Here is a 21,150-nt window from a genome sequence, read left to right as displayed (position 1 = left end):
GAGCCCTCACCCGGCCCTCCGGGCCACCCTCTCCCAATTCTGGGAGAGGGTTAAGATTTCGGATTTTTGATCCGAAAGATCTTATCACTATAAACTCTGGCTCCCCTTCTCCCAAAATTGGGAGAAGGGGCTGGGGATGAGGGCCGTCAATAAGACGGCTCATCGGGAATCAACACTTATGCTGCGACAAGGAATCATCAACAAATATCGAGCTTACTTACCGGTGACGGAGTCGACGCCGGTGATTTCGCTTGCTGAGGGCGATACGCCGCTGATCGAGGCGCCCAGGCTGGCGGCGGCGATCGCGCCGAATATCAAGCTTTATTTGAAGTTCGAGGGAATGAACCCCACGGGATCGTTCAAGGACCGGGGCATGACGCTCGCCGTGACCAAAGCGGTGGAGGAGGGGGCGACCGCGATCATGTGCGCCTCCACCGGCAACACCAGCGCCGCCGCCGCCGCGTATGCGGCGCGGGCGGGGATCGACTGCGTGGTGCTGCTGCCCAACACGGATGTCGCGCTGGGGAAACTCTCCCAGGCGCTGATCCATGGCGCGAAGGTCATCGCGATTGAGGGGACGTTTGACGACGCGCTGCGATTGGTGCGCGAGATCACGGCGAAGTACCCGCTGGCGCTGGTCAACTCCGTCAACCCGTTTCGCATCGAGGGGCAAAAGACCGGGGCGTTTGAGATTTGCGACGACCTGGGATTTGCGCCCGATTACCATGCGATTCCGGTTGGAAACGCCGGTAACATTACGGCTTACTGGAAAGGGTATCAAGAGTACCATAAACTGGGTAAAGTATCGGGACTGCCCAAAATGCTTGGTTTCCAGGCGGCCGGGGCGGCGCCTCTCGTCGATGGCGCGCCTGTCGCAAAGCCGCACACGATCGCGACCGCCATTCGTATCGGCGATCCCGCATCTGCGGAATCCGCGCTTGCCGCACGCGATCAGTCCCATGGATTGATCGACAAAGTGACCGACGAAGAGATTCTTGAAGCCTACGCCATGACGGCGACGCTGGAAGGCGTTTTCGCCGAGCCCGCAAGCGTCGCGCCCATCGCCGGACTGCGAAAGCTTGCCGCTCAAGGCTATTTCGGCGGCGAGCCCGTTTCTATCGCCGTGACCCTCACCGGTCATGGATTGAAAGACCCGGATCGCGCCATCAAGAGTGCGCCGCACCCGATTACCGTCCCCGCCTCGCTCGAAGCTGTCGTCCAAGCTTTAGGATTGTGAGGTTCAATTGATCCCGAATGAGTATCGCCCTAGGACGTTCGCATGTTAATTCCGCCTATACACAGGAGGCGGATAGCATGCGCTCTTTGAGGAAACGAGAGTGGTTCGTGCTGAGCATTCTGCTCGCCGCCGCTCTCTACGCTTATTTCAATTTTCAGCGCGTCGTGGTCAGCGGCGTCTCGATGCAGCCGACATTCCATACGGGACAAACGGTGTTTGTTTGGAAGCACGCGCCGCTCGACCAGCTCAAAATCGGCGATGTGATCGTATTCCGCACCGACGACGGTACGGAAGTCATCAAGCGCATCGCTTATATTCGGGAGAAGGACGGACTGCCGAAGCCGCCCAAGCAAGTCTGGACGCCTCAGGGTTACAAGTCCTTCGACGATATGTTCGTGGACTTTGCCGCATCGCCCAAAGGCGACCTACTCAAGAAGCCTCAGTTGGGTAAGATTACGATTTTTGTCCTCGGCGACAATTACGAACACTCCGAAGACAGCCGCGATTACGGCCCGGTGGACACGAACCAGATCCTCGGCAAGGTTGTCTTCTAACATCCGCATTTTAACACACAAAGGTACTCACGAAACTCATGCCGGAACCAGTAATCAGCACGGATATTCCCGGACTGCAAAAGTTCGTCACGGGCAAGGTCCGGGACGTTTATGACCTGGGCGATGCGCTGCTGCTCGTCGCCACAGATCGTATCTCGGCTTTCGACGTCGTCCTTCCCACCGGCATTCCGGACAAGGGCCGCGTTCTGACTCAGATGTCCGTGTTCTGGTTCGAATTGACCAAGGATCTCCTGCCGAACCATCTGATCGCGACGGACATGGATACGATCGGCCAGCGCCTGCGTGACGCCGGCGCAACCGAGATCACCTCCGAGCTTGTCTCGCAGCTCGAAGGGCGCTCGCTGCTCGTGAAGAAGTGCAAGGCGTTCCCCGTCGAATGCGTCGTGCGCGGATATCTCGCGGGATCGGCGTACAACGACTATAAGACGATGTTCGGCCATGGCGGGACCGTGAACCTGTACGGCATCCCCGTTCCCGTCGGTCTGCGCGAATCGGACCTCTTCCCCGAACCGCTGTTCACGCCGGCCAGCAAGTCGCATAGCGGTCACGATGAGAATATCACGCAGGCGCGCGCCGCCGAGATCGTGGGGCAGGCGGCCTTTGAGGAGCTGAAGGCTAAGAGTATCGCGCTCTATACGACGGCGCGGGACTACGCCGCCCAGCATGGGATTATCATCGCGGACACCAAGTTTGAATTTGGCGAGATCGACGGTCAGATCATCTTGATCGACGAGGCTCTGACGCCTGATTCCTCGCGCTTCTGGGAGGCGTCGGACTACAAGCCGGGCCGCGCGCAGCTTTCGTTTGATAAGCAGTTTGTCCGCGACTATCTGCTGACTCTGGACTGGGACAAAACGGCCCCCGGACCGGCGCTGCCGGCGGAGATCGTCGAAAAGACCGCCGAGAAGTACCGGGACGCCTATCGCCGCCTGACGGGCCGAGAACTCCATGAGGGAGCACAGCAATGAAGTATATCCAATTGATCCCCGACGGCATGGCCGACCTGCCGATGCCCGAACTCGACGGCAAGACGCCGATGCAGGCCGCCCACACGCCGAACTTTGACGCGCTCGCCGAGCAGTCGCTCGTCGGCTCGGTGCTGACGGTCCCCGCCGGGATGTATCCCGGCAGCGATGTCGCCAATATGTGCCTCCTCGGTTACGATCCGCGCCAGTACTACACGGGGCGCGGCCCGATCGAAGCTGTCGCCATGGGCGTTCCGCTGGATCGCCACGACGTCGCCTTCCGGTGCTCGCTCGTCACCTCCGACGGAACCACGCTGCTGGATTACTCCAGCGGCCACATCACCACCGAAGAATCGCGTCCGCTGATCGAGCTGATCGATAAGAAGCTCGGCGGCGGCAAGCTGAAGTTCTATCCCGGCGTCGGCTATCGGCACATCATGGCGTGGCGCGACGGCAAGACCAACATGGAGACCACGCCGCCGCACGACTTTGCCGGGCAGGAACTGGCGAAGTACTGGCCGAAGGGCGATGGCGAGGATTTCTTGCAGCAGCTCATGCTGGATTCGCTGGAGATTCTGAACGATCATCCGATCAATCAGCGCCGCCGTGAAGAGGGTAAGGCGCCGGGCAACATGATCTGGCTCTGGGGGCAGGGTTATGCGCCGTCCATGCCGCAGTTTTTGCAGACGCACGGCAAGACCGGCGGCGTCATCACGGCGGTCGACGTCGTGCGCGGCCTCGGCCGCGCCACCGGCATGCGGATCATCGATGTCCCCGGCGCCACAGGCTATATCGACACCGATTACACCGCGAAGGCCAATTACGCGCTGGCCGCCCTGGACAGTCTGGATTTCATCTATCTGCACATCGAATCGCCCGATGAATCCGGTCACGAGGGCAACCTCGAGCACAAGCTGCGCAGCATCGAAGACATCGACAAAAAGGTCGTCAGCGTTCTGCGCAAGGGTATGGAGAAGCGCGGCGACTACCGCCTGCTGATCGTTCCCGACCATGCGACGCCCCTGGCTTTGAAGACGCACAAAGAGGGGCCGGTCCCGTTCCTGCTTTACGACTCCAGCCGCCCGCATACGCAGTCGCACTATCCGTTCGACGAGCGCGCGGTGGAAGAGGCGAAGACCCAGGTGGAAGACGGCACGCAGCTGATCAAAATGCTGCTGGGAGAGAAGTAAGGGTAAATCTCTTAAGTGGAATGCCGGCGAATTCGTTCGCCGGCATTTTGTGTTTCGGCGTGAGGAGAGTACGTTTGCAATATTTCACGAACCGATCCCGTATGCGTCGCCAGTGCGTCCCGTACATCACGTTTCTGCTCATCGCCGGAATCCTGAGCGCCATGACATTACACTCCGCCTCCGCGCAGGTTCGACTCGAAACTCCGATCGTTCCCAGCAAGAGCTTACAGGGCAATCCGCTGAACGATCCCTCCAATCGAAAGATCGCCGTATTTCTGCCGCCGCAGTACGATAACGCCGCGGTTTTGCCCGTCGTCTACTACCTCCCCGGCTTCGGCGGCTCACCGGATGACGCGATCCGCGACGCCGACATCTGGAAGAACTCGGTGCAGAACCTTGTGGACGCCGCCGCGCCGGTGGTGATCGTTGTGATCGACGGGCGCACCCGATGGTCATGCAGTCAGTATATCAATTCGCCGGCGCAGGGGAAGTACGCGGATTACATCGCCAAGGATGTCGTCGCCTTCGTCGAAAGCCACTATCGCGTCGCCCATGGCCCGGCCAATCGGATCATCGCCGGCCACTCCAGCGGCGGCTTCGGCGCTCTGCGACTGGGATACGCCTATCCCAAGATCTTCGGCCACGTCGTCGCGCTCGCCCCGGACTGTGATTTCAATATCTCCCAGCTGCCGCTCGTTTCCGGCGACGACGCCAAGCTCTATCCGCTCGATAAAGTCCGCGCTTTGACTCCGATCCAGAGCGGTCCCACCTACGCCATGGCGCTCGCCGCCGCTTATTCGCCTCTCGGCAAAAAACATCCCGGTCAGGTCGATTGGCTCTACGACGCCCAGCACCAGTTCCGCCCAACCGTCTGGCGGCGCTGGATGGCGAACGACCCCCTGGAGATCGTCCGCAAGCATCACGCCGCGTTCAAGCACACCCGCAACGTGTACCTCGACGGCGGAGTCCACGACGAATTCCACGCCAACATCGGCGCGCAAAAAATCGCGAACGTCCTCCAGGGCCGCAGCGTTCGCAGCTTCTTCTACGAAGCGCCCGGCGGGCATATGGATTTCTTGATGGATCGGATTGAGCGCGGGGTGACGTGGGCGCTGAGGAATTAGAGGCCCCCTCCCCTCAACTCGCTTTGGCTCGTTTGTCCCCTTTCCCGGCTTCGGCCCTGGCGCCCTCTGGGTGGACGCGCTAAAGCGCGGGGGGACGGGGCGCCGCCAGGGTCACGAGATCCTCGGTCCCGCCCCGGCAATCTCCGCCGACACTTCCCCAAACTTTTGGAAGTTCTCCGCAAATCGCTGCGCGAGCTTCTGCGCTGCTGTGTCGTACTCGGACTTGCTGCTCCATGTCTGGCTGGGCTGCAAGATCTCGTCGGGCACGCCGTCGATATGTGTGGGGATTTGGAGGCCGAAGACGGGATCGATGACCGTCTGTGCGTCGCGCAGAGCGCCGGAGAGGGCGGCGTGGATCATGGCGCGGGTGTAGGTGAGTTTCATGCGGGAGCCGACGCCGTAGGGGCCGCCGGTCCAGCCGGTGTTTACGAGATAGCAGACGGCGTTGTGGGTGTCCAAACGGTTGCCGAGCATCTGGGCGTAGTGCGCGGGCGGCAGCGGCCAGAAGGGGGCGCCGAAGCAGGAGCTGAAGTTGGGTTCGGGTTCGGTGACGCCGCGCTCGGTGCCGGCGAGCTTACTCGTGTAGCCGCTCATGAAGTGGTACATCGCCTGATCGCGCGTCAGGCGTGAGATCGGCGGCAGGACGCCGAAGGCGTCGGCGGTGAGGAAGAAGATTGTGTCGGGGTGGCCGCCGACGCCGGGGATTACCGCGCTCGGGATGAAATCGACGGGGTAGGCGGCGCGCGTGTTCTCGGTGAGCGAGACATCGTCGTAATCCGCCGCACGCGTTTCGGGGTCGAGGACAACGTTTTCCAGGACAGAACCGAACTTGATGGCGTCCCAGATCTGCGGCTCGCCTTCGGCGCTCAGCCGAATGCATTTGGCGTAGCAGCCGCCTTCGAAGTTGAACACGCCGGCGCCGGACCAGCCGTGTTCGTCGTCGCCGATAAGCTTACGGTCGGGATCGGCGGAGAGCGTGGTCTTACCCGTTCCCGATAAGCCGAAGAAGAGGGAGACGCCGCCGTCCGGGCCGGTGTTGGCCGAGCAGTGCATCGGGAAGACGTCCTGCTGGGGCAGCAAGAAATTCAGGACAGTGAAGATGCTCTTTTTGATCTCGCCGGCGTACTCCGTGCCGCAGATGAGACCAATGCGGCTTTCGAAGTTGAGCGTGATCACCGTTTCGGAGCGCGTATGGTCGCGCACGGGATCGGCGTGGAAGCCGGGCAGATCGACCAGCAAGAACTCCGGGACGAAGTTCTCCAATTGGGATGGAGTAGGGCGGACGAAAAGCTGGTGCGCGAAGAGCGAATGCCAGGCGTACTGTGTGACGACGCGGATCGGGAGGCGGTATTCGGGCGACGCGCCCGCGAAGCCGTCGAAGACGAAGAGTTCTTTGCCGGCGGCGAACTCTTCCATTCGAGCGCGCAGGTTCTCGAAGTCTTCGGGGGCGAGTGGCTGATTGACTTTTCCCCAATCAACGAGGTCGTGTGTCGCGGCGTTATCCACCAGGAATTTGTCTTGCGGCGAGCGCCCCGTGTACTTGCCGGTGACGGCGCGCAGGGCGCCGGTCTCGGAGACCTGGGCTTCGCCGCGATGGATGGCGGCCTCAAACAAAAGCGGCACGCTCAGGCTGCGATGCAGCCTGTGAGCGTGCCGCTCCAATGCGGCGAAAAAACGGACGGAGTGTTCCGTAGGCATTGTTTGTCGATATCCTTTGACGGGTGTCAGCGTGGCTCCGCCTCGTTCATAAAGCGCTTTAGCTGCTGCAGGGCGCGGTTTTGCAGTCGTGAGACGTGCATCTGTGAGATGTTGAGCTGCTTGGCGACTTCGGCCTGCGACATATCCTTGAAGAAGCGGTGGACGATGATGGCGCGCTCCCGGGGATCCAGGCACTCGATAGCCTTGTCCAGATCGCCGTACTCTTCCAGGGCTTGCAGGGATTCATCCTCGGCGCCGACGAACTCCGCGAGCGACAGCGGAGCGCTGTCCGAATCGGACATCATCTTGCTGTCAAGCGAAACGGTGTCGTAGGCGTTCCCTAGTTCGATCGCTTCGAGGGTTTCTTCTTCCGTGGCGCCGATGCGCGCGGCGACTTCCTGGATCGTGGGCGGCCGGCCGAGTTTGCTGCTCAGGTCTTCCTGCGCCTTCGCGGCGGCCTGGTTGAGCTCCTGAAGCCGGCGAGGAACTTTGAGGCTCCAGGCCTTGTCGCGGAAGTATCGGCGGATCTCCCCGACGATCGTGGGAGTGGCGTAGGTCGAGAACTTCGTGCCGCGATCGGAATCGAAGCGGTCGATGGCGTTGATGAGGCCAATCGTGCCGACCTGGATGAGATCGTCGAGCGGCTCGCCGCGATTGACGAACTTGCTGGCGAGATATCGCACCAGGTTTTGGTGAAGAACGACGAGCCGATCGCGCAGGGCGGGATCACGTGTCCGGATATAACGTGCGAACAGCGTGTCCGTATCGGCCTGGGTCCAGTCGCTGCTGGCCTTTTTGAGTGTCATAGTAGGGTTAGATCTATTCGCGCCAGGAAGCGACGCTGCTAAAAAAGAAGCGCCGTTGCTTTATTCGGGAGCAAACTTCGTCAGGCGAACGCTGGTGCCGGTTTCGGACGACGTGATTTTGACCTCATCCACGAGGATCTCCATCAGCAGCGCGCCCAGGCCCTGCTGGTCCACTCCGGCGGCTTCCAGAAGCTGCGCGTCCTCGGACTGGACGACCGGCTCCGTGCCGACAGGTACGTCGTCGATCACTTCGATGACCAGGGCGACGGAGTCGATGGTGCTGACGATCTTGATCTGCGCGGACGTGTCGCCGGCGCGCTCGACGGCGTGGGTGCAGGCCTCGCCCACGGCGAGGCGGACATCTTCCACTTCGTCATAGGAGAACGGCATGCGGCTGGCAATGCCCAGCACGGCGAGTCGCGCAACACCGACATATTCCGGACGGCAGGGGATCACGAGTTCTACGGTGTCGCAAAGAGTCTGAGTCACAAAGACACTCCTTCTTTGGCCGCTGCGTCTTCTTCGGTCGCGTAGATGTCGAAAATCTTATCCAGGCCGGTGATCTCGAAGATGCGCAGGATGCGCAGCGCCGGTCCCACGAGGACGAGGTTGCCTTCGGCTTCGCGCAGCCGCTTCAGTCCGCCGATCAGCACGCCGAGGCCGGTGCTGTCGAGATATTCCACCTTGGAGAGGTTAATGATCAGGTGCTTGACGCCGCCTTCGGCCAGCTTGACAATCTCTTGCTTGAGCTGCGGCGAAGTGTAGACATCGATTTCGCCCTCGATCTCAAGGATCCGGGTCGTTTCATTCGGAGTTCGGCTATTAATCGTCAAGTTCAATGGAATTCTCCTTCTGTTCCCTGCCCGTCCGTGGTCTTACCGGATCTCCGCATGGGTGTTGGTCGCGCCGTTATGATGATTGCTTTGGGGCGCCGCCGCATGATTGGCGGCGTCACTGTCTGCGTCTTCCAGAATTTGGCGGCTCTTCTCCACCAGATCGGTCACATTATCCGATAGCTCTTGCAGCACATGCTGAGCCTTCGTGCGCAGCTCATCGACGGTTTCGGTGATCTCATCGCTGGTCCGCTGCGCATTGCGACGCCCCAGCAGCAGCCCGACCGCGACGCCCGTCAGCACGCCGACGCCGATCCCCGCGAGAATAATGATCCCCGCGCCATTTTGTTCTTCTTTTGCCATAATTTACTCGGAGCGGCCCTCACCCGGCGCTTCGCGCCACCCTCTCCCAATTCTAGGATAGGGTTAAGAGTTGGATCAAAGATCCAAATAAAAATCCCTCTGACTCCCCCTCTCCCAAAATTGGGAGAGGGGGCTGGGGGTGAGGGCCTCTTACTTAAACGCCTGCTGGATCGTCCCCCCGCCGATGACGGAGTCGCCGTTGTCTTCGTACATGACGAGCGACTGGCCGGGCGTCACGGCGCGCTGCGCTTGATCGAATTTCAGAATTAGCGAGCCATTCTCGCCAGGAGAAACAACGGCGGGAACGGCGTCCATGTTGTAGCGGATCTTCGCCATGATCGGCAGCGGGCCGTCGATGCCGGCGAGACCGATCCAGTTGACGTCGTCGGCGATCAGGCCCTCTTCCAGAAGATCGTCATTGCCGCCGACCGTGATCGTGTTGGTTTTTGCGTCGATACCGACCACGTAGAGCGGGATCGGGGAGCCGACGTTTACGCGCTTGCGCTGGCCGATCGTGTAGAACGCGATGCCGTCATGCGAGCCGCGCCGTTTGCCGGTGGTGTCCACGATATCGCCTGGCTGCACCGTTTCCGGCGCGGCGTCGGCGAGGAAGTCCGTGTAAGAGCCGCCCTGCACGAAGCAGATTTCCTGGGAATCGGGCTTGTTGCTGACCAGCAGGCCCAGCTCTTCGGCGATGGCGCGGGTTTCGGCCTTGTTCGTCACCAGGCCCAGCGGCATGAGCGTATGCTCCAACTCCGGCTGCGTGAAGTGGTACAGGGCGTACGTCTGATCCTTGTCGTGATCCAGCGCGCGTCGCAGCGTCCAGCGGCGGCGGTCTTCGTGGAACTCCACACGGGCGTAATGACCGGTCGCTAAATACTCCGCGCCCAGATCCTGCGCTTTGGACAAAAGGGCGTCGAACTTGACGTAGCGATTGCAGTTGACGCACGGGTTCGGGGTGCGTCCGTTCTTGTATTCCGAGATGAAGTTGTCGATGACCTTCTCGGCGAAGAACTCGCGGAAGTTCATGACGTAATGCGGGATGCCGAGCTTGGCGGCGACGCGGCGCGCGTCCTCCACGGCTCCCAGGCTGCAGCAGCCGGCGCCTTTGGTCTGCGTCGTGCTTTCCTGCCAGATCTGCATCGTAATGCCAAGGACGTTGTAGCCTTGACGCAGCAGAAGGCCCGCAGCGACCGAGGAATCGACTCCGCCGCTCATCGCGACCACAACTGTTGGCTTCGTACTCATAAATTTCGCCTTGCGCCGGCTCGGCGCGGTCTCACTCGTGGGTTAGCCGTTCGCCAGGCGGACAATCGCCTTGGCGTAAATCTTCGCCGAACGAATCAGGTGATCGACCGGCCATCGCTCGTCCGATTGGTGAATGCCGGTCGCGAAGCCCGGGAACCCAGGGCCGAACGCCACGCCCTTTTTCATGGCGCGCGCATAGGTGCCGCCGCCCATGGTCAGCGGAGCGCTCATGTCGCCGGTCTCGTCGCGATAGACTTTCAGCAGCGTGGCGACCAGCGGATCGTCCGTCGGAATATAGATCGCATCCTGGTTGTGGACGTCCGCCAGCGTAAACTCGCTCTCGGCAAGCGCCGGCGCGATCTTCGCCTTGACGGCGTCCAGCCCCCACGTAACCGGGTATCGGAAGTTAAAGGTCAGGGTCAGCTTGCCGTCTTGAAACATCGTCACGCCGAGGTTGGAAGTCAGCGGTCCCGCAACTTCATCCTCGCCCGCGACTCCCAGGGCCGCGCCCGTGGTGTCCGCGCCCCAGCGCTCAACAATCTCTACGAGATTGCGCGTTGGCGCGTTCCAGCCATCCAGGGTCAGCAGGGCCTTCGCCAGGACCGCAACGGCGTTGCGCCCCTCGTCGGGCGTGCTGCCATGGGCGGAGATTCCAACCGCCTTCACGCTCAGCGTATCGCCCTGAAGATCCGCCGTCACATCATCGATCGCATTCAGCGTCGCCGCCGCGCTTTCCAGGTCCGCCGCCGGTCCCGTCACGACGGCCGTGGCGGAGTCCGGGACCATATTGGAGCGTAGGCCGCCGCTCAGACTCTCCAGAATCCAACCGCTTTCCGGTCGCGAAAGTTCCTTGGTCACGATGAAGTTCGCGATGCCCTTTTCGGCGTACACGAGCGGGAAGGCCGCGTCGGGCGTGAACCCGGTCGCCGGCATCTCTTCCTGCGCAAAGTAGTGCTTGACGCAGCCGAAGCCGCTTTCTTCATCGGCGCCCAAAATCACGCGCACGCGGTGGGTCGCCGGCGCGCCGACGGCGTGCGCCGCGAGCACGGCGAACAGTCCCGCCATCGCCGGGCCTTTGTCATCGGCCACGCCGCGCGCGTAAATAATTCCGTCTTCAAGCTCCGCGCCGTAGGGCTCATGCTTCCAGCCGTCACCGGCGGGAACCACGTCCACATGCGCCAGAACGCCGACGATCGGCGCATCTTCGGCCACGCCCGGCGCGCGCCATTCGGCGTGTCCCGCATACCCGTCGAGATTGCGAATCGTCAGGCCCTGCGTCTGTGCGTAACCCAGCGCGAAGTCGAGAGCGCGCCGCGTTTCGGCTCCAAACGGCGCTCCGTCGGCCGGCTCGCCTTTGACGCTCGGGATCCTCAGCAGACCTCGGGTGACTTCGATAATTTCCTCGGAATGCGCATCGATCCAGGCCGACAACTGCTCGTCAATCTTCTCGTATTGGGTCACGCTTACTTCTCTCCATCGGACGACAATATACCCAGCTTATTATCCATATAAACAAAGAGGGCGTCAATCAAGCGGGCGGACGGGAATTGGAGAGCCCTCACCCCCCGGCCCCCTCTCCCAAAATTGGGAGAGGGGGAGTCAGAGGGGATTTTCTGATTTGGATCGAAGATCCAAAATCTTACTCTTAACCCTCTCCTAGAATTGGGAGAGGGTGGCCCGAAGGGCCGGGTGAGGGCCTCTTCTATTCTTCGCTCTCCGCCGCCGTCCCCCGCAACCGCGCCAGCCGCTCGCGGATTCGGATTTCGTGTCCCCTGTCTGTCGGCTCGTAATACGGCTGAGTTTGAATGCCCTCGGGCATATACTGCTGATCGGCGTAGCCGTTTGGCTGGTCGTGCGGATAGACGTAGGGAATATCTTCCGTCTTCGGCCTTCCTGTGCCGCTGCGTGGGTCGCGCAGGTGCTTGGGGACGGCGCGCTGCTGGGCCGCTTCCAGGTCTTGCATCGCGCGGTTCAGTCCGACATAGGAGGCGTTGGACTTGGGGGCGGACGCGAGATAGGTGACGGCCTGGGCGAGGTTGATCCGCGCTTCGGGCAGGCCGACGTACTCCACGGCGTGCGCGGCGGCGTTCGCGACGACCAGCGCCATCGGGTCGGCGTTGCCGATGTCCTCGGAGGCGAGGACGACGAGGCGGCGGGCGATGAAGCGGGCGTCTTCGCCGGCTTTGAGCATCTTGGCGAGGTAGTGCAGGGCGGCGTCGGGATCGGTGCCGCGCAGGGATTTGATGAAGGCGGAGATCGTGTCGTAGTGGTTGTCGCCGCCTTTGTCGTAGGCGAGGGCGCGCTGCTGGAGGGCGTCCTCGGCGACGGCGCGCGTGATGCGGCGCACCGCGTCCGCCTTGCGCGATTCCGGCCGCGTCGTGACCGCCGCAAGCTCCAGGGCGTTCAGCGCCGTGCGCGCGTCGCCCTGCGCGCGGTCGATGATATGCTCGCGGGCGTCGGGCTCCAATTCGATGCGCAGATCGCCCAGGCCGACTTTGGTGTCCGAAACGGCGCGGTCGATCAGGCCGCCGATCTGCTCGTTCGTCAGCGACTCGAACGTGAAGACGCGTGCGCGCGAGAGCAGGGGCGCGTTGACTTCAAAATAAGGGTTCTCGGTGGTCGCGCCGATCAGCACCACGGTGCCGTTTTCCACATGCGGCAGCAGGGCGTCCTGCTGGGACTTATTGAAGCGATGGATTTCGTCGATGAACAGCACGGTCTTCGTGCCGTAAAGCTTGCGGCGCATCGCGGCGGCTTCGATTACTTTGCGCAGATCGGGCACGCCCTGCGTGACCGCCGAGAAATTCTCGAAGTTCGCCTTGGTTGTGTTGGCGATCACGCCCGCGAGCGTGCTCTTGCCGACTCCGGGCGGGCCATAAAAGAGCACCGACGTCAGCGCGTCGTTTTCAATCGCGCGCCGCAGCAAAGAGTTCTCACCGATGATATGATCCTGGCCGACAAACTCTTCCAGCGTACGCGGCCGCATGCGCGCCGCCAGCGGCGTATTGGGGGCCGCCGCCGCGGAAGGCGCGCTTTTGCCGATATCAGGGCCATCGTCAAACAGATCCATGGGGCCATTGTACCCCTAATACAGATGTTCGCATGAGGTGGGATTGTTCGTCGGGAGTTTCGTGTGAGCGGTATAATCAAAAACGAAAGAGCAGCCTTGCCGGGCTGCTCTTTCTAACGTCGCAGAAAGGAGGTATCTTTTATGCGTCGTACAAATCGACGATTCCGCTACACCGGGATTGCGAAGCGGGCGGCAGTTCGTAGCTGCTGCCCGTTTTGCTTTTTAGGCGCCTCATCTCCTAGGCTCCATGGCGGCTTACGAAGTCCGAAAACTGATCGCACGCAGCCAATTTAATTCGACCATAAAAGTGACAACTCCACGCTCATAATTGTTTGGCTCGCGAATCTCTCACAGTAGATTTTAAATCCCGGATACGATCAGCCCGTGATAAACCGCCCCTTTCAGGCGATGCTGACGCACCGCCACATAGGCGGGGCTGTCATACCAGGCTTTGGCGGCTTCCATACTGGGAAACTCGGCGATGACGGTTCCTTCGGTTGGAGCGCCTTCCAGGTCCTCCTGCGGACCGTAAGACGCAAGCAACTTTACCTCATGGCCGGCAAACGTCGCTCCGATCTCTTCCCAATAGATAGCCAGTTCCGCCGGATCCAGCGTCCTTTCGCGGGTGAAAACCAAATATGCGCTCATATATTTCTTTATTCACTGACCATTTCTTGCCTGCAGATCCAGTCGCCCGACTGTGTGGATGATCGACTGAGCTGGCTGCGCGCCTGACCGTCCAGGATTGTAAATGTGAAGGAGGATCCCCGCGAGAGCCGTGCGCCAAGCAGGTTTTTGAACCCGTCGTTTAACGGGCTGGGTTTCGCCGGCGGGCTTACGCGATTCCCGGATCGCCAGGACGAGCCGAAGCTGATCCTGGCCGAGACAGCGGGCTGCCACTTGTCCACGCCTATAACGTCACCCATAAAGTATGCGCGTCGGCTCAAAACCATGCCGACGTCACGCGAACCGCAGGGACTTCTCTATTGTAGCACGGATCACCAATCCCGGCAAGTCGTTAATTGCCGGCTTGAGCGCCTTGAATCTTCTTGAGACGCTTTGTGGGTGTTTTGCGGCCCCGGAAGTCAGGTATCCTACCAATAGAAATCTTCGGAATAATGGAAGACCCAATTGACTGTCCAATTTCCTTTCGACAACACCTACTCGCGGCTGCCGGAGCGGTTCTTCACGCGCACCGCTCCGACCCCGGTCGCCGCGCCGCGGCTGATCCGGGTGAATACGTCTCTCGCGTTGCGCCTTGGCCTTGATCCTGACTGGCTCACCAGTGAGGAGGGGGTGGAAGTGCTTTCAGGCAGGCGTGTCTCCGAGACCGCCGAGCCCATCGCCATGGCGTATGCGGGGCACCAGTTTGGCGGATTCGTCCCACAGCTTGGAGATGGGCGCGCAATCCTGCTTGGCGAGGTCGTCGACCAGGACGGCGCGCGGCGTGACATTCAGCTGAAAGGCGCCGGCCCCACTCCCTTCTCACGCCGAGGCGATGGAAGGGCTGCGCTGGGACCGGTTCTGCGCGAATACATCGTCAGCGAGGCGATGGCGGCGCTGGGCGTTCCCACCACGCGCTCGCTCGCCGCAGTGACGACAGGAGAATGGGTGAGGCGGGAAACCATACTCCCCGGAGCCGTGCTGACGCGTGTGGCTTCCAGTCATATCCGCGTCGGAACGTTTGAATTCTTTGCGCGCCACGGCGACGTGGAGGGAACGCGCCTGCTCGCGGACTACGTCATTGCCCGTCACTACCCCGAAGCGGACCAGGCCGAGCGGCCTTACCGCGTGCTGCTCGATTCGGTGATCGGGGCGCAGGCGAGGCTCATCGCGCGGTGGCTGAATATTGGATTCATTCATGGGGTTATGAACACGGACAACATGTCCGTATCCGGAGAAACGATCGATTACGGCCCATGCGCTTTTCTTGATCGGTACGATCCGGAGGCGGCGTTCAGCGCGATCGATGTCCAGGGGCGCTACGCCTACCGGAACCAGCCCGCCATTGGCCACTGGAACTTGACGAGGCTTGCCGAGTGTCTCCTTCCGCTCCTGTCCGAGGATGAGGATGCGGCCGTCGCGGAGGCGATGGAAGCGCTTGGCGGGTACGCGTCGTCGTTCGAGGACGCGTACGAGTCGGGATTGCGGCGCAAGCTGGGTCTTTTGACGGTGCGTGAAGGGGACGCCGATCTCGGCCGCGATCTGCTGGACGCCATGGAGGCGAACGGCGCCGACTTCACGCTCACGTTCCGCCGTCTCAGCGACGCCGCGCTGGACTCAGATAGCGATTCGGGCGTGTCGGCTCTCTTTACCGACCCCTCGGCTTTCCACGCGTGGGCGGCTCGGTGGCGAGAGCGTCTGGCCCAGGAGCCAATGGACGCCGTCGCGCGTCGCGCGGCGATGCAGTCGGTGAACCCGGCCTTCATTCCAAGGAACCATCGCGTGGAAGCAGTCATCCAGGCGGCCGTGGAGGAGAACGACTTCGGCCTGTTCGAGGAACTGCTGACCGTTCTGGCGAACCCGTTCGAAGATCAGCCGGCCTTTACGCATTATGCGGACCCGCCGCAAGACTCTGAGCGTGTGTATCAGACGTTCTGCGGGACATAATGGGGCCGGAGAGGATCCCAAGGGAAGCCGCCCTTGCCCGCCGCCCTTGAGAAGGGGCGGCGGGCGGAAATGGCGGCTTTACTGCACGAACTGGAAGGTCCAGTGTTCGTCGGCGCCGCTGTTGTCTGTTTTCTGGATGATGGGGCTGCCGGGGCTGGGCGAGGCGTTGGTGTCGTCGAGCAGCAGGCCGCTGTTGCGGTTGACGACTTTGTAGGTCCCATCGCCGACGGCGGCGACGCTCCATTGCTGGTTGTTGCCGCCGTTCCAGGCGTATTGCTGGACGGTCGCGCCGGACGCCGTGCTCTGCCCCTTCACGTCGACCGCCAGCCCGCTCTTGACGCTCGTAAACTTCCAATATCCGCCGGTGAGCGCGGTGGCGAGCCAGACCTGGTTTGTCCCGCCGTTGGCGCCCCATTGCTCCAGCGGGGTGGTGGTGGTCGCGGCGCCGGTCACGTCGAGCACGAGGCCGCTGGACTTGTTGACGAACCGGTAGGTGTGGCCGCTGACGATGGGGCTGGAGCCGGCGGGGATCAGGCCGTACACCGCGAGGACATTCGAGAAGGTGGCGGCGTAGACCTTGCCGTTCGCCACGGTTGGGGGCGTATATTTGGCGAGATTGCCGATGGCGTCCCGCGCGGAGTTCTGGTTGCTGTCCCAGAGCTCCTTGCTCAGATCGCTGGCGTCGAACGCTCGGAGGATCCCCGTCACCGTGTTATGCTGCGCGTCGCCGTTATAAGGCGTGGACGCCCAGACGATGCCCGTGCCGGCGGCGGTCCCGTTCGCGGAGATCGAGAGGAAGCCGCCCGGCATTCCGGAGTTGATCTGCGGCGCCAGCATCGTGCTCTTGGAGGACGCGGTGGTGTTGAATGTGGCGCCGTTGAACGCGAACGCGCGCAGGTAATCGTTCTCGCCCCAGACGTAGATATGGGCGCCGCCCGGACCGACGTAATAGATCGGGTTTCCATGCACGTGGTGGGAGCCGGATTGCGAAGTGTTGATCGCCTGCCATTCCTGGACGACATTATCGCCCCCGGAGTTGAAATGCCCCATGTTGTTGGTGTTGAGCAGGTACAGGATGCCCTGCTTGCCGCCGCTGATGATGAGGTTGGAGCCGGGGATCCCAAGGACGCCGGACGCGCCAAGATCCGTGTCGCCGGCGTTGAGCGAGTCCGCGTTGGAGGGCATGAAGAAATCCAGCGGCGCCAGCGCATGGCTGAGTTTGACGAACGATTCCCCGTATCCGTCGCCGCCGCTCTTGGCCGTATCCGCGCCGTTTCCCGTCAAGCAGTACAAGTTGCCGGAGGCGTCTTCGGTCAGCCCTTCGCCCGCCATCCATAAGCCGCCCTCGTCGCCGTTGGGCGTCGTGTTGAAGACGCTGGCCCGCGTGAGGTTGGAGGCGTTGTAGCCGATGACCCAACCGTGGTAGGGGTTCGTATCCGCGAAGGACGCGGACGCCACGTACACCACGCCGCCCGAAAGTGTCAGCGCCGGTCGCAGGTTTTGCAGCGTCGGATTGAATGTGACCACGCCTCCCACGCTCCCGTCGCCCGCGCCGGGGACGCTGGCCGCGATCTCAATGGGGCCGCCGAGCTTCTCCGCGCCGGTCGCGATGTCCAGCGCATGCAGCTTCCAATGGTATGGGCCCGTGGAGCTGTCCTGCGTGTAGGCGGCGATATAGATCGTATTCGTCGCCGGATCGATCACGGGTGTCGCCAGCACGCCGATTTCGACGCGGATATCGGCGTACGCGCCGTAACGCGTGTTGAACCCGGACGGCCTTGGCGTTCCCAGGGAGACTTGCCAGAGCGGCGCCGACGCGGTGGGGCTGTCCGCATCGAAGGCGTAGACGCTGTCGTGCATCGTGGCGACAAAGACGATATTGTGCGTTCCCTGTCCGGGGACGGCGACATTCGGGACGTAGAGGGGCTGCGCGTAGATCTGCCCGTCGACGCTGCGCGTGAAGAGCTTGCCGAACGTATTGGCGTTGACATTGGTTGTGTTGAGCGTCGTCTCGCTCAGGTTGGCGCCGGTGCGCGAGTTGTCGTTGTGGTGGGTCAGCACCGAGACCTGACTCCAGCTTGGCGCGGACGCCGTCAGTAGGGCGGGAATCGCGAGCAGGGCTGGGATCGCGGCGGTTATCCGGAAACGGAACGGCTTTGTGGTGGGTTTGCGCGGCATAAAGTTATTCCTTACCTTGGCGGACTGGGAGGGAACGCGGGCTGGCGATCGGGGTCAGCAGCAGCGCATGGCTTGGCTCGCCCCGTTTGCCCGCGATGCAGACGATTTGTCCGGCGTTGTTGATAGCGCATCCTGCGGTGAGAGTCCATCCGGTGTTTTGGGCGATTAAGTCGTTGAGATCATCCATCCGGCCTTTGCGCCAGAGGAACGCGTGACGCGCGCTCGCCGAAACGTTTGAGGTTCCGACGACGTCGTCGCTGTCGTTGAGACCGTTCGCGGCGCTCGGATCGAATTTGAGGACGCCCAGATTTCGCATGCGGCCACGGCTGTAGAGAAATGCATGGACGCCGTCCTTCGTCTCGGAATATCCTGCGGCGTCGCCGCGCGCATTGATCGCGAGCGCGCATCCGGAATCGCCTCCGGGCAGCGTCCCAAGATCGTGGATCTTGCCCTTGCGCCAGCAAACAGGGTGACTGATCTGCCCGGGAGTATCCGCCACTCCGGCCGCGTCGCCCGCCGCGTTGACGGCGTAGGCGGCGCTGAAGCGCCCGCCGGGCAGCGCGCCCAGGTCCTTGAGCGCGCCGCCACCGTCAGAGACGAATGCGTGCCGCGTCCGATCGTCGAGATTCGACACGCCGACGATCCGTCCGGAGTCATTGACGCCGAGGGCCCGGCTGTCGCGTCCGCCCAGCGTTCCCAGCACGCGCATTCCGTGTCCGTCATTCACAAACGCCCGCGTGGCCGCCATGCTGTCCACGGGATTGTCGCTGGTATTGGTCCAGCCCACAACCGTGTTGTGACCGTTCAAAGCGTGGGGGACGCCGTTCGGGTAGCCTGGAGCGTCTCCCAAATCCCTCAGCCGCCCATGGCTCCAAAGCGCCGCATGGACATGCTGGCCCGACACGATATCCAGCGACACGTCGCCCGCATTGTTAAGACTGACCGTCGCTTCGTCCGCGACATCCGCAAGGCCACCCAAATCCGTGATGGAATAGGAGGGTGCGTTCGATGTGGGAACGGCGGCGCCGTTTGAGACACATAATGGGAATGTCCCGGCGCACAGAAGAGAAATGGCGAGGGCCGTGGAGAGCCGTCTCCCGCTATTATTGCATTTTTGGGACCAAATAGAAGCCATGAGGAAAATTTCTGGGTCCAAAACCCTGGTAGTCATTCCCCAAATGAAGGTGGATGAAACCGCGAATTTTGAGTTGGGGGTATTTCGGAAATATGTCGCTTATCGGAGCCGCGATGGCGTCGCGTTATCCGTGGCCGGTTGCGCCTGAGGATTTGATGACGTATGTGGCGCCCCTGGCGGCTAAGACCTTGGAGAGAGCGGAGGCGTCGCGCGGCTGGGCGGCCGTGATCTGAAACTCAACCCCCGCGAATTCGTCGGTGCAGCCGAATCCCGGCGCGGCGACCATGGGAACGCCCTCCGCATTCCGGGGATTTCCGGCGGAGTTGTCGTACTTCAGCGTCACCGTGATCCGTGTCCCCGCCGGCAGATCCACCGGCGACCGGTATCGCAGCGGCTCCGCCCAGTCCAGGTTGAACTGCGGGATTGACAGCAGCGGCGTGACGGCGCCTGTGGGCAAAGTCGCATCCGCCGTGATGGAGCGGCACATCATCTCCGCGTGCGGACTGACGGCGTGGATCCGCGCCGCGACCGGCAGGGTGAACGAGTCGGTGACGGCGGCGACTTCGTTCGGGCGCAAATTGACCCAGGCGTTTCCGAGCGCGACCGATTCGGGAGCGTCCGCTGGAGAGGAGGCAAAGTACAGCGCGATTTCCGAACGTTCCTGCACTTGCCGCCCGTCCGGCTGAAAACGAAGCTGCAATACCAGATCGTCCTTCCGCTTCAGCAGCGCGGCGGTCCCTTTCGGAAATCGACTGGGTTCACGCCCGACCGCCCACTCCCCAATCCGGCGCCGCTCCGGCCCGGCGCTTCCCGAAAAGTCCGTCCATCCGACCGCGCCGCTTTGCTGCTGGAGCCTGCGCGCCTTGTCCGAGCCGTCAATAAACAGAGAGGCGTGGCGCACGACGCCGGGCGCGCCGGTTCGAAAATCCACGGCCCTGAGATATCGATCCTGGGTGAGCCGTTTGGGCAGCAGAAAACTGCGGCACTGCGCCTCATCGGCGGCGCCGAATGAAAACGGCTGGGCCATACGCACGATCAGGTCCGGCGGACCGAGCGGCCAGTCTTTGGGGGACGGAGGGGTAGGGGTGAGCGATCGGGGACCTTCGGGAGCGCCCGCTTTGACCCAGTCCGCGATTTTGCGAATTTGCGCGTCGGTCAGGCGCCGGTCGCCGGCAAAGTCGCCATGGCCCGGCTCCGGCAGCCATGGCGGCATATAACGGATTCGCGTGAGCTCCGCGATCTGCGCCGCCCGCTTTTGCGCGTCATGAGGCGTGAGCAGTGAAAACGGCGCCGAAGCGCCGGGACGGTGGCAGGAGGCGCAGGAGTGAAGGAGAATCGGCGCGATATCGCGCGTGTAATTGGGCGACGCGTCGGCCACCGCGCGGCTCGCGTGAATGGGCGGAGCCGAATGGACCGGCGCCGTCCGCGTCGTGAGCGCAAAGATACTCGCGATCAGAACGACCGTCGCCGACATCGGATAGAACATCGAGCGGGAAGACAGGGCGTCGCTCATGGCGTGGAGATCGCGCAGCCGACTGGAGGCTTCCAAGGCCGCGCCGCCGCCTGCCCATTTTGTATCGCCGTCAGCGCGTCCCGCAGATCGTGGACATTGGGCATATGCATGACGCTCCATCCCAGCATGCGATTGTCGATTCGGCCTCGGTACAAAACTTTCCGGTCCGGCGAAAGAACCACCGCCTCCGGGGCCGTCACGGCGCCGGTGAACTTGACCAACCGGCGCTGCGGATCCAGCAGTACGGGGCACGTAAACCGGCGCTCCAGGGCGTGCTTCTTCGCCTCGGCCCGCGAGAGGTCGTTTTCCACATAAACAATATGGAACGCGATGCCCGATGTCTGGTAATCTTGAGAGATACGGTTGATCTCCGGGGCGTAAGTGTTGCAGATAGGGCAGTCGTGGATGATGAAAAAATACACCGAAGCGACGCGCGCGGCGTCATCAAACGCCGGAGCCGCGCGCCCCTCCAGATCCTGAAGCAGAATCTGCGCCTTGCCTGTCGATGGAGCAGCGCCGAACGCGCGAGGCTGCGGAGCCGGGGGAGCGAGAGCCAGAACCAGGGTGAAGACCGAACAAAAAATCGCGGATCGCTTCATTGCTGC

General features: G+C 62.2%; 19 protein-coding genes. 6 read left to right on the top strand and 13 right to left on the bottom strand.

Annotation, left to right across the window (positions count from 1 at the left end; genetic code table 11):
- Positions 1 to 178: 178 nt before the first annotated feature.
- The 5 genes from thrC (at position 179) to D5261_RS29800 (ending at position 5,091) form a co-directional block, all read left to right on the top strand.
- Entirely contained in the window at positions 179 to 1,237 is a 1,059-nt protein-coding gene (gene thrC / locus D5261_RS29820; protein ID WP_119322955.1) for a threonine synthase, read from the top strand.
- A 77-nt stretch (positions 1,238 to 1,314) separates the two neighbouring features.
- Positions 1,315 to 1,791, top strand: coding sequence for a signal peptidase I (gene lepB, locus D5261_RS29815; protein WP_165864381.1), 477 nt, complete (start codon positions 1,315 to 1,317; stop codon positions 1,789 to 1,791).
- 38 nt (positions 1,792 to 1,829) lie between these two features.
- Complete coding sequence (locus tag D5261_RS29810; protein WP_119322819.1) at positions 1,830 to 2,780, top strand: phosphoribosylaminoimidazolesuccinocarboxamide synthase; 951 nt, start codon at positions 1,830 to 1,832, stop codon at positions 2,778 to 2,780.
- On the top strand, positions 2,777 to 3,967 hold the full coding sequence (locus D5261_RS29805; RefSeq protein WP_119322820.1) for a cofactor-independent phosphoglycerate mutase: 1,191 nt from the start codon (positions 2,777 to 2,779) through the stop codon (positions 3,965 to 3,967). The genes D5261_RS29810 and D5261_RS29805 overlap by 4 nt, the downstream gene beginning before the upstream one ends.
- 74 nt (positions 3,968 to 4,041) lie before the next feature.
- A complete protein-coding gene (locus D5261_RS29800) occupies positions 4,042 to 5,091 on the top strand; it encodes an alpha/beta hydrolase (RefSeq protein ID WP_165864382.1) in 1,050 nt (349 codons plus the stop codon).
- A gap of 111 nt (positions 5,092 to 5,202) precedes the next feature.
- Here the strand turns inward: D5261_RS29800 and pckA are convergent, their stop codons facing one another.
- The 9 genes from pckA to D5261_RS29755 all read right to left on the bottom strand — a co-directional run bounded on the left by pckA (position 5,203) and on the right by D5261_RS29755 (position 13,757).
- Positions 5,203 to 6,789, bottom strand: coding sequence for a phosphoenolpyruvate carboxykinase (ATP) (gene pckA, locus D5261_RS29795; protein WP_119322822.1), 1,587 nt, complete (start codon positions 6,787 to 6,789; stop codon positions 5,203 to 5,205).
- Positions 6,790 to 6,815: 26 nt separating this feature from the next.
- The gene (locus tag D5261_RS29790; RefSeq protein ID WP_119322823.1) at positions 6,816 to 7,595 is read right to left on the bottom strand and encodes a SigB/SigF/SigG family RNA polymerase sigma factor; all 780 of its coding nucleotides are present in this window, start codon (positions 7,593 to 7,595) and stop codon (positions 6,816 to 6,818) included.
- A 60-nt stretch (positions 7,596 to 7,655) separates the two neighbouring features.
- Positions 7,656 to 8,084, bottom strand: a complete 429-nt coding sequence (locus D5261_RS29785) for an ATP-binding protein (protein ID WP_119322824.1) — start codon at positions 8,082 to 8,084, stop codon at positions 7,656 to 7,658.
- Positions 8,081 to 8,434, bottom strand: coding sequence for an STAS domain-containing protein (locus D5261_RS29780; protein WP_119322825.1), 354 nt, complete (start codon positions 8,432 to 8,434; stop codon positions 8,081 to 8,083). The genes D5261_RS29785 and D5261_RS29780 overlap by 4 nt, the downstream gene beginning before the upstream one ends.
- 36 nt (positions 8,435 to 8,470) lie before the next feature.
- On the bottom strand, positions 8,471 to 8,791 hold the full coding sequence (locus D5261_RS29775; protein WP_119322826.1) for a YtxH domain-containing protein: 321 nt from the start codon (positions 8,789 to 8,791) through the stop codon (positions 8,471 to 8,473).
- 150 nt (positions 8,792 to 8,941) lie between these two features.
- The gene (mnmA, locus tag D5261_RS29770) at positions 8,942 to 10,039 is read right to left on the bottom strand and encodes a tRNA 2-thiouridine(34) synthase MnmA (RefSeq protein ID WP_119322827.1); all 1,098 of its coding nucleotides are present in this window, start codon (positions 10,037 to 10,039) and stop codon (positions 8,942 to 8,944) included.
- A 42-nt stretch (positions 10,040 to 10,081) separates the two neighbouring features.
- Positions 10,082 to 11,500 (bottom strand): dipeptidase PepV, encoded by a 1,419-nt coding sequence (gene pepV, locus D5261_RS29765; RefSeq protein WP_165864383.1) that lies wholly within the window; start codon positions 11,498 to 11,500, stop codon positions 10,082 to 10,084.
- A gap of 241 nt (positions 11,501 to 11,741) precedes the next feature.
- Positions 11,742 to 13,109, bottom strand: coding sequence for a replication-associated recombination protein A (locus tag D5261_RS29760; protein WP_119322829.1), 1,368 nt, complete (start codon positions 13,107 to 13,109; stop codon positions 11,742 to 11,744).
- A 360-nt stretch (positions 13,110 to 13,469) separates the two neighbouring features.
- The gene (locus D5261_RS29755) at positions 13,470 to 13,757 is read right to left on the bottom strand and encodes a DUF1330 domain-containing protein (protein ID WP_119322830.1); all 288 of its coding nucleotides are present in this window, start codon (positions 13,755 to 13,757) and stop codon (positions 13,470 to 13,472) included.
- Between the two features lie 483 nt (positions 13,758 to 14,240).
- Between D5261_RS29755 and D5261_RS29750 the strand changes: the two genes are divergently transcribed.
- Positions 14,241 to 15,719, top strand: coding sequence for a protein adenylyltransferase SelO (locus D5261_RS29750; RefSeq protein WP_119322831.1), 1,479 nt, complete (start codon positions 14,241 to 14,243; stop codon positions 15,717 to 15,719).
- Positions 15,720 to 15,797: 78 nt separating this feature from the next.
- On the opposite strand, the gene D5261_RS29745 is transcribed toward D5261_RS29750, so the two are convergent.
- The 4 genes from D5261_RS29745 to D5261_RS29730 all read right to left on the bottom strand — a co-directional run bounded on the left by D5261_RS29745 (position 15,798) and on the right by D5261_RS29730 (position 21,144).
- Positions 15,798 to 17,897 (bottom strand): RICIN domain-containing protein, encoded by a 2,100-nt coding sequence (locus tag D5261_RS29745; RefSeq protein WP_119322832.1) that lies wholly within the window; start codon positions 17,895 to 17,897, stop codon positions 15,798 to 15,800.
- Positions 17,898 to 17,901: 4 nt separating this feature from the next.
- Complete coding sequence (locus D5261_RS29740) at positions 17,902 to 19,032, bottom strand: hypothetical protein (RefSeq protein WP_165864384.1); 1,131 nt, start codon at positions 19,030 to 19,032, stop codon at positions 17,902 to 17,904.
- A gap of 124 nt (positions 19,033 to 19,156) precedes the next feature.
- A complete protein-coding gene (locus D5261_RS29735; RefSeq protein WP_125206124.1) occupies positions 19,157 to 20,581 on the bottom strand; it encodes a c-type cytochrome in 1,425 nt (474 codons plus the stop codon).
- Complete coding sequence (locus tag D5261_RS29730) at positions 20,542 to 21,144, bottom strand: redoxin family protein (protein ID WP_165864385.1); 603 nt, start codon at positions 21,142 to 21,144, stop codon at positions 20,542 to 20,544. Before D5261_RS29730 ends, D5261_RS29735 begins: the two co-directional genes overlap by 40 nt.
- Between the last annotated feature and the right edge of the window lie 6 nt (positions 21,145 to 21,150).

It is taken from the genome of Capsulimonas corticalis, assembly GCF_003574315.2.
Taxonomy (GTDB): domain Bacteria; phylum Armatimonadota; class Armatimonadia; order Armatimonadales; family Capsulimonadaceae; genus Capsulimonas; species Capsulimonas corticalis.
This window is presented reverse-complemented; position numbering and strand designations above follow the sequence as displayed.

What these genes read in the sequence shown, in the direction of transcription:
- D5261_RS29755 (WP_119322830.1), bottom strand. Translation starts at nt 13,757, where the DNA reads ATGAGCGCATATTTGGTTTTCACCCGCGAAAGGACGCTGGATCCGGCG.
- D5261_RS29805 (WP_119322820.1), top strand. Translation starts at nt 2,777, where the DNA reads ATGAAGTATATCCAATTGATCCCCGACGGCATGGCCGACCTGCCGATG.
- D5261_RS29740 (WP_165864384.1), bottom strand. Translation starts at nt 19,032, where the DNA reads ATGGCTTCTATTTGGTCCCAAAAATGCAATAATAGCGGGAGACGGCTC.
- D5261_RS29760 (WP_119322829.1), bottom strand. Translation starts at nt 13,109, where the DNA reads ATGGATCTGTTTGACGATGGCCCTGATATCGGCAAAAGCGCGCCTTCC.
- mnmA (WP_119322827.1), bottom strand. Translation starts at nt 10,039, where the DNA reads ATGAGTACGAAGCCAACAGTTGTGGTCGCGATGAGCGGCGGAGTCGAT.
- D5261_RS29775 (WP_119322826.1), bottom strand. Translation starts at nt 8,791, where the DNA reads ATGGCAAAAGAAGAACAAAATGGCGCGGGGATCATTATTCTCGCGGGG.
- thrC (WP_119322955.1), top strand. Translation starts at nt 179, where the DNA reads ATGCTGCGACAAGGAATCATCAACAAATATCGAGCTTACTTACCGGTG.
- D5261_RS29730 (WP_165864385.1), bottom strand. Translation starts at nt 21,144, where the DNA reads ATGAAGCGATCCGCGATTTTTTGTTCGGTCTTCACCCTGGTTCTGGCT.
- D5261_RS29810 (WP_119322819.1), top strand. Translation starts at nt 1,830, where the DNA reads ATGCCGGAACCAGTAATCAGCACGGATATTCCCGGACTGCAAAAGTTC.
- D5261_RS29745 (WP_119322832.1), bottom strand. Translation starts at nt 17,897, where the DNA reads ATGCCGCGCAAACCCACCACAAAGCCGTTCCGTTTCCGGATAACCGCC.
- lepB (WP_165864381.1), top strand. Translation starts at nt 1,315, where the DNA reads ATGCGCTCTTTGAGGAAACGAGAGTGGTTCGTGCTGAGCATTCTGCTC.
- pckA (WP_119322822.1), bottom strand. Translation starts at nt 6,789, where the DNA reads ATGCCTACGGAACACTCCGTCCGTTTTTTCGCCGCATTGGAGCGGCAC.
- D5261_RS29790 (WP_119322823.1), bottom strand. Translation starts at nt 7,595, where the DNA reads ATGACACTCAAAAAGGCCAGCAGCGACTGGACCCAGGCCGATACGGAC.